7 protein-coding genes and 1 pseudogene are annotated in these 7,706 nt (G+C 33.5%); 2 read left to right on the top strand and 6 right to left on the bottom strand.

Annotation, left to right across the window (positions count from 1 at the left end; genetic code table 11):
* Positions 1–418 precede the first annotated feature (418 nt).
* Positions 419–1,291 (top strand): phosphorothioated DNA-binding restriction endonuclease, encoded by an 873-nt coding sequence (locus tag AACU98_RS06595; protein WP_161734732.1) that lies wholly within the window; start codon positions 419–421, stop codon positions 1,289–1,291.
* Positions 1,292–1,351: 60 nt separating this feature from the next.
* Here AACU98_RS06595 and AACU98_RS06590 read toward each other — a convergent pair whose 3' ends face one another.
* From AACU98_RS06590 to AACU98_RS06580, 3 genes are all read right to left on the bottom strand, one after another.
* The gene (locus tag AACU98_RS06590; RefSeq protein ID WP_062814564.1) at positions 1,352–2,608 is read right to left on the bottom strand and encodes an LlaJI family restriction endonuclease; all 1,257 of its coding nucleotides are present in this window, start codon (positions 2,606–2,608) and stop codon (positions 1,352–1,354) included.
* Positions 2,601–3,854 carry an McrB family protein gene (locus tag AACU98_RS06585; protein WP_081113505.1) on the bottom strand — a complete coding sequence of 418 codons (1,254 nt, stop codon included), beginning with the start codon at positions 3,852–3,854 and terminating at the stop codon, positions 2,601–2,603. Before AACU98_RS06585 ends, AACU98_RS06590 begins: the two co-directional genes overlap by 8 nt.
* Before the next feature lie 113 nt (positions 3,855–3,967).
* On the bottom strand, positions 3,968–4,261 hold the full coding sequence (locus AACU98_RS06580; RefSeq protein WP_161734729.1) for a hypothetical protein: 294 nt from the start codon (positions 4,259–4,261) through the stop codon (positions 3,968–3,970).
* Positions 4,262–4,330: 69 nt separating this feature from the next.
* On the opposite strand from AACU98_RS06580, the gene dcm reads away from it, so the two are divergent.
* The gene (gene dcm, locus AACU98_RS06575; protein WP_062814566.1) at positions 4,331–5,635 is read left to right on the top strand and encodes a DNA (cytosine-5-)-methyltransferase; all 1,305 of its coding nucleotides are present in this window, start codon (positions 4,331–4,333) and stop codon (positions 5,633–5,635) included.
* An 80-nt stretch (positions 5,636–5,715) separates the two neighbouring features.
* On the opposite strand, the gene AACU98_RS06570 is transcribed toward dcm, so the two are convergent.
* The 3 genes and pseudogenes from AACU98_RS06570 to AACU98_RS06560 form a co-directional block, all read right to left on the bottom strand.
* Positions 5,716–6,060, bottom strand: coding sequence for a hypothetical protein (locus tag AACU98_RS06570; RefSeq protein WP_062814567.1), 345 nt, complete (start codon positions 6,058–6,060; stop codon positions 5,716–5,718).
* A 98-nt stretch (positions 6,061–6,158) separates the two neighbouring features.
* A pseudogene (locus tag AACU98_RS06565) lies at positions 6,159–6,320 on the bottom strand (Arm DNA-binding domain-containing protein); the annotation flags it as partial.
* A gap of 543 nt (positions 6,321–6,863) precedes the next feature.
* Positions 6,864–7,706, bottom strand: an 843-nt coding sequence (locus AACU98_RS06560) for a hypothetical protein (RefSeq protein ID WP_237612218.1), incomplete at its 5' end; no start/stop codon positions are given.

Here is a 7,706-nt window from a genome sequence, read left to right as displayed (position 1 = left end):
CTTATAGATATTTTGAGTCTATGATTTGCTTTTCTTTAAATACGACTAAAAATAGTACAAAATGTAAGAATGGTTGTTATTCTATAATAAAACAGATTTACCTATTAGAATCTTTAAAATAAAGATAAAACCATTTTTAATAGTAAAATAAAAAAATGAGCGATTAGAGGAAGCTTTACCATTTTATTTTTATATTGTATTTAATAGAGTGAGGAAGATATTTGAGACATTAAAATCACTATTGTTACGTTAAGTATCAAGATGTTGCAAAGAAATTAAAAAACAATGTTATTATAACAGATATGAATAATTAAACATATTTCTGTACTTCTTCTATAAAATAAGATTTTATGTAACTATATTAATAAACTTTCGCATTCGCTATCATTCAGCCATTCACTTATTATCTAAAATACCCATGTATACTCAAAAAATCCTACAACAGAAAATATCTAATATCACGATCTGGCGTAAAGGTGATAACAGAGCGCCCCATAAACCACTGTTACTCTTATTAGCGCTTTCCGAGTACCGCAAAGGCCATCCACGACTATTTAATTATGGTAATGAAATTCATCAACAGTTATTAGAATTATTGATGAATTTTGGCCCATCTCGCCGTGAGCATTATCCAAATCTGCCTTTCTGGCGATTAGCTCGCGATGGTTTTTGGGAATTGCAACAACCAAAAGAGAGCGATCTATCAAAAGATAATAAGCAACCATCGAAAAATAAATTAATTCAGCAAAATGTGTTAGGTGGATTTGACCAAGAAAGCTATCAGCTTCTTATAAAAAAGCCAAGTTTAATCAATAAGCTAGCACAACAGATTTTAAGTGAACACTTCCCTGATAATGTACAAGAAGTTATTGCTAACCGTCTTGATTTTCCCCTACAAGAAATTCGCCAAAACCGAGATCCCACTTTTAGAAAAAATATCTTACGTGCTTACAATTATCAGTGTGCTATATGCGGTTATAATCTACGTTATGATAGCGCCGTGGTTGGCCTAGAAGCCGCTCATATAAAATGGAAGCAATTCGGCGGCCCATGTACTATCAATAATGGGTTGGCATTATGCACATTACACCACTCTGCCTTTGATATGGGCGCAATCAGTATTGATGATAATATGAAATTATTAGTTTCTAGCGGTGTGAATGGTAATCAAATGGTAGAGCAATTATTTTGGCAATTTTCAAATAAGGTAATTAGCCTACCTAAAAACACAAAAGAGTATCCGAAAGACACATTTATCCATTGGCATCGTGAGCAAGTGTTTAAGCTATAGAATTGAGTTATTGGATATGGACAATCTTCTATAAAACATAAACTCTCAATTAATGTATCGTCAAACCTCAAAAATTTGTTTTCTAAACTCATAACAAATTTTATGATTGATATAGGCTTTCATCACAGATATTGGCTCGCAATAATGGCAATAAATAACAGGGTATTCTAATTCAGCAATAAATAAATCAGTTCCCCCTTGTCCTCTTTTCCCAACATGAACTGATATTAATTTTTGTTCTACTCCAGGAAATACAAAATGAGTTGTAACTTTCACACCATTATTTACTGTAGATTTGACTGCTTTTTCATAAAAAAATTGTTTAACTAAATCAGGCCAACCAGGAGCATCTTTTGGTGTCAAAGCGGTATAATATTTAGCATCAACAACTGCAACTCGTTGATTAGACTTGTCACTAATAACTATATCGGCTCTTTGCCCTTTTTCTGCAACCTCATGATATTTAGAGTTTTGTAGATAATAAGGAACAGGTAATTTTTGATTGTATGCTTTTTCTCCGAGTAGCACTTTATGTAGCATGCTCTCCCACACATTCTGAAAATGACGAGTGCCTACTATCAGTATATTATTGTTCGTACCATCCATGTTTTCAATATACTGTTTTAATAATCTGATTAAATTAATATCTCGTTCAGAATAACTTAAAGTGAGTTCACGATTTAAATGAGCGAGTTGAGTTTCTTGGTCGCCGGAGGGGACAGGCATTTCCTCTAGATTTACATCAAAATGAATCTCTTCACCATTTATAAGCACACCAAATTTTTTCTTAATGTCTCTAATGATTGCAGCATGGATCCTAGCGGTTTCACTATCTGATATATTCTTTATCTGAGATGATTCAAGCTCTAAATAAACAGGAGATGAGTTGGATATAAATGGCATATGTCGAGATACTGTACGGGACCAGTTTGTTTTGCCTTTATTAACCGACTGAATTTTATGCCTCCTGACATATAAACCATTTGTTATGTAGTCTTCAAATATACTGATTGAAGTAAAAATTAAATTTCCCCCAATCAATGTATCACCATCAGTATCTTGTATACCTGTCAATTTGTCTGAATAGTAACGATTTAATGACTGGAACAAATAATGAGCGGCTAACTCTTTATTATCTGTTAACACGCTGTTTACTGGCAAGAAAACTGCTGTAGTCCCAGACCAAGAAAAGAAACCACAAAAACGAACCTTATAATGATCTGGAGCGATTAACCCCATTTCACGCATCTTACAAGACAATTCATCAGGTAACTGACTGATGATAGAACGATCTCTGTAAAATTGAAGGTTACTCATCTCCTTCTGTAACCCCTGTAGTATCATCAGCCGTGTTGCCATTCGAGATAATTAGAGATTCAATTACTTCGCTGAAAACAGGTTTTTTACCCTCAATGAACTGTTCATGCAATTCACCAAATGTACCAATATTTTTATCAAAAATGATATTCCGTCCCTTATGACGTAATACATCATCCCAGAGATACACAAACAGTTTTCCGCTGATTGCTTCATTAGATGTCTCACTATTTGATAATTCAGTACTACTGAGAAAAAATGGGCCGATTAAGCGATCTTCTGGAACTTTCATTTCTTTCAGTTGATGATTGACCACTTTATTAGCAAAATCTTTCCAAGTGATATAATAAACACCCTGAGTAGTCATAATTCGCAGTTTTTGTGAACTAACTGCAGGGTTCTCAAAATCAAGCTTCATATATCTAAATGACCAACGTCTTTTAAATGCAGTATCCAAAGGCATAACGGCTTGGTCGCTACTATTCATAGTTGCAAGTAAAGACAAATTTGCAGGTATTGATAATTTTGAACGTTCATCTAGACCCTCAGCTTTAAGTTGATCATTAATGTAAGCCTGCATATCAGGATCAGTGAAATCAATTTCGTACTTGCTTGCCCCGTTTTCTCTATCTAAGAGTTGAAACAATTCGCCAAATACCGCAGCAGCAGGTGCTCGATTAATTTCTTCAATAACTAGATAAACATTTTGCTCTGGATTCTTTAGTGCTTCAAGTAATGCTGTGGTAAAAGGGCCGGGTCTGAAAGCATAAGTAATAGAACCACTTACATTTGTTGGCTTCAAAGAACCAATAAAATCTGAATTTTGTGTATCAGGATGGAAAACGGTAACAATTTTTCTATCACCTTCTGTTAGCTCATTAAGCTGGTGGCTTTTACCTGTACCTGGTGCTCCATAATAGATATAGTTACATCCTACTTTGGCTGGTTTAGTAGAAAGTAAATGTATTATGCTTGAAGTATCTTCATCTAAATATTTAACTGGCTCTTTACTCAAAGTTTCAAAATAACGCCTTAAGTCTTCGGATGCTGTAAACGCCTTAACAATAGTTAAAAGTCGAGATGAATTGGCAACAATAACTCGAGCAGCTAAATCAAAAGATGATTGAAATGCATCGCCTCTATCCAATGTTTTACCATTCATTTGATCTGTTTTTTTAAGTGGTTGAAACCACCAGTCTCGGTCCGTTAAAAATCGCTCAAATAATGTAGCATCGCTAGGCTCCATCGCTTTCAAGAATAATTTGGTATCATTGGCGATTTCAGTTGCATTATTAAGTTCTTCAGATGGTAACTTATTTAAAAAATCTTTGATCGAGGCGCTGCTATGTTCTTTATTTTTTAAAAATTCTCTGAGTTCTTTAATTTTTTGCTGATATTCAACGCTTCATCTAACTCCCAGAAGGTTGCTCCATACCAAAGCAGGGAAGACGGTAAATCTGTACGAAGACCATTCTCATTTATTAATAATATTGAAAATGGCTGAATCTCAAATGAAGATCGAGGTTCAACTTCCGCTAATGCATTCTTCAAAAGTAATGCTAAAACCGAATCTATATGTATATCACTACGATGGTTTAAGTTATCAAAAGACGCTCGACATTGATGTATTACATCATTCAAATTTTTTAGCACAATTCACCTTGCCTGTTTAGATATACAGTGCTAATATCGCCGGGAGTAAAACCGGATAAGTAGGCACGTATGACAATTGAAATCCTAGATAAAGCAGAATATATCAGACTATTGAGAAAAAAACTTGGATTAGGTCCAACAGAAATGGCAAATCTTCTAGGTATGAATGCGACAGGAGAAAGAACTATACGTGGTTGGGAAAATGGTGAACATACTCCAACACCTGCAAAATGGCAAAGCATACTTGACTTGGAAAAATCGTTAGCCAAACATTCAAAAAATGCACCATTCAAACAAAAATCTTTAGAAGAGGCTGATTTTACTTTTATTGATTTATTTGCAGGGATCGGAGGGATACGTTTGCCATTCCAAAATCTTAATGGACACTGTGTATTTTCATCCGAATGGGATAAATTTTCTCAAAGAACGTATTTAACGAATTATGGAGAAATGCCGAACGGAGATATCACTCAAATCTCAGCAAAAGATATTCCTGACCATGATATATTATTAGGTGGCTTCCCTTGTCAAGCATTCTCACAAGCTGGATTAAAGCAAGGTTTTAACGATACTCGAGGAACAATGTTTTTTGAAATACAGCGAATACTTGCAGAAAAAAAACCGAAAGCATTCCTCTTAGAGAATGTAAAACAGCTTCAAGGGCACGATAAAGGACGAACACTACAAACTATAATTAACATATTACAAGGGAAGCATAATCAAGCTATACCTGATGATGTTCCAATGAGTGAAGAAGCACGTCATGCACTCTCTATAAAACTTAATTATTGGGTTGATTTTAAAATACTACGCGCTGCAGATTTTGGCATCCCTCAAAATAGAGAACGAATTTTCATCGTAGGCTATGACAGGGATTATTTTAAAAATATAGACTTTGATAGCCTATTTAAATGGCCTATTCCACCAAAATCAGATACTCGAGTTGGAGATATTCTTCAACCACAGGAAGAATTAGAAGCCGAGATCAAAAAAATAGGTAAAGACAAATATACTATTTCTGACCAACTATGGAATGGGCATAAAAAAAGAAAAGAAGAGCATAAGATAAAAGGGAATGGGTTTGGTTATACATTATTTAATTCCGAAAGCGAATATACAAATACAATCAGTGCTCGCTATTATAAAGATGGCTCAGAGATCTTAATTGACCAAAGCCACCTTGGTAAAAACCCTAGAAAATTAACGCCTAGGGAGTGTGCGAATCTTCAAGGATTCCCCAAAAACTATATTGTCGATGCTGTATCTCAAGGGCAAATTTATAAACAATTTGGTAATTCTGTGTGTGTTAAAGTAGTAGAGGCTGTTGCTACAAAAATGATTGAGACACTATTAGTTCTTTCAAAAAAGAATTGATTTTTACAAAATTTTGGTGAGTTATACTTATATAGCTCACCAAGGAATTAATGTGTTTCTGTATAATTTATTTTTCTGATCTATAAAATTAGTTCTGCCCAAAATTTATCATCACTACCAATTCCAAAAACTAATGTGCTACCCGCTCTAGCTTGATCCATCACTGTATTGGTTTGGAAATAAAGACGGTATTCAGAACGAGATTCATGATTTTCTCTAGCATCATACCAAGTAACTAAAGATTCTACATATCCATCTTCTCCCCTAAGAGAAAATTTAACAGGAAAAGTTTTTCTTTCTCGGCCTAATATACTCCTTAATTGAGAAACACCATTCAATTCATGCTGATTTGAGCTAGAAGGAAGGGCTTCTACCGCTGACAAAGTTTTCACACATGAAGGACTTAAGTTTAATGCACCTATCATAAAAAACCTTTTTATATCCAGATAAAGTGATATATATTAAACAGGTTTTATAATATTTCTCAGATCATTATCAATAATCTGTAAAAATAACTTATCACGCCAAATACTAACATCTTTTCTTTACCGCCAAAGCGATAACAAAAGCGCCAATATTTAGAACCATTGGAGTGAACCAGAAGAAATAGTCCGTTACCATCTGTCAGCTTATATACTTTATCTTCAGATTTTGCAGAACGAACCTTAGTATCGGAAAGTGCCATTTTAACTATCCTCGCAGCCGAATTGCGAGTACAAAACTTTATCGAATCGACATATACCCGCAAATGTACCCACATCATTAACTTGATGTCGGTTGAGTTGAGTATACGTTGGTAGAGTTAAAATGCGAGGAAAGCCTTGTAAAACAGGGATTTTAGATACAAAAAAAGACGTCTGTTGACGTCTCTTGATGTTCTTATGGTGCGAAGGCCGGACTCGCTTTTAATATGCAATACATTGTTTTTATTGATTATAAATTTAAAGACAAATTTTTGTATACTTAAATGTATACTCATTGGTTTGAGGTTTGAAAAGTGAGTTACTTAATTCCATGACTGCCTTAAATAAACCATCATCATAATACCACCTTTATTCTGTATATTGGAAACAATTCAAAAAACAGTTGAGTTCAAGATAGCTTAGTACCGAGCAAAAATATGTTTATTATTAATGCGATGCTAGCTGAGTAGCTAGCATCTTCAACCTCTTTTCAATAGTATTTTACTAAAATATACCTCATCGATTTAATCGTAGCTTATCAAACACTAGTTTTTTGACATTCCGATATTTTTAAGAGATTTTTTATCAAATGGAATACAGTTTTCCGCTAATCTCTTTAATTCATTACTAACTTTGTCATCTTCTTTTTTATCAAAAAAATAATTCGATAAACTATTTCCATAAGGCGTGACTATATCTTTTGGACATACTAAATTAGTTTCTCCAAATGAATACATAGATACACCCTCAATAGTAAATCTATTGCTATCTTTTATAGTCCGTTTGTTCCATAAGTCTAATTCAAACAATTCTTCAGGATATTCCTTGTTATCCACAACATATGTGCGCGGGCTTTCATTCTTTATACCTGAAAGTTTCATTGTTGCATTTATAATTATAGAAGGGATAGATGGGATAAGCATTGATATAATGAAAATGAATAAAACTAAACAGCCTGAAATAGAAGTAATAATTGAAAACCAACTTTTTTCATTCATACCTCTGAAATAGATAAAACAAGGAATAACAGAGTTAACGATAATAAATTCAAAAATAAAAAATAAATATACAGCTTGTATCCAAGCACTCTCACCATTAGATTTAAGCCCTTTTGTTACCATATAAAAAGAAAATGAGTAAAAAGCCAATATTAACAAAAGTATAAATGGAATTAGCACATATATTTCTATTTTTTTCCATCTAGCTTTCGATGATTTTTTGAATGATAAATCTTGACTTACTATTTTTTTAAGACCTCTATAATAAAGAGCCCATCCTGTAAAAACTAAAACAAAAAGTAAAAATAATTTGAGATACAAGCTATAATAGTCATTACTAAAAAATAACGAAACTATAAAAAATAAGTTAGCCACTGTTGCTATTATAAG

The organism is Proteus sp. G4380 (genome assembly GCF_963885725.1).
GTDB lineage: Bacteria > Pseudomonadota > Gammaproteobacteria > Enterobacterales > Enterobacteriaceae > Proteus > Proteus mirabilis.
Note: the sequence above shows the minus strand (reverse complement) of the source record. Positions and strands in the feature narration are given on the sequence as shown.

What these genes read in the sequence shown, in the direction of transcription:
- AACU98_RS06595 (WP_161734732.1), top strand. Translation starts at nt 419, where the DNA reads ATGTATACTCAAAAAATCCTACAACAGAAAATATCTAATATCACGATC.
- AACU98_RS06570 (WP_062814567.1), bottom strand. Translation starts at nt 6,060, where the DNA reads ATGATAGGTGCATTAAACTTAAGTCCTTCATGTGTGAAAACTTTGTCA.
- AACU98_RS06585 (WP_081113505.1), bottom strand. Translation starts at nt 3,854, where the DNA reads ATGGAGCCTAGCGATGCTACATTATTTGAGCGATTTTTAACGGACCGA.
- dcm (WP_062814566.1), top strand. Translation starts at nt 4,331, where the DNA reads ATGACAATTGAAATCCTAGATAAAGCAGAATATATCAGACTATTGAGA.
- AACU98_RS06590 (WP_062814564.1), bottom strand. Translation starts at nt 2,608, where the DNA reads ATGAGTAACCTTCAATTTTACAGAGATCGTTCTATCATCAGTCAGTTA.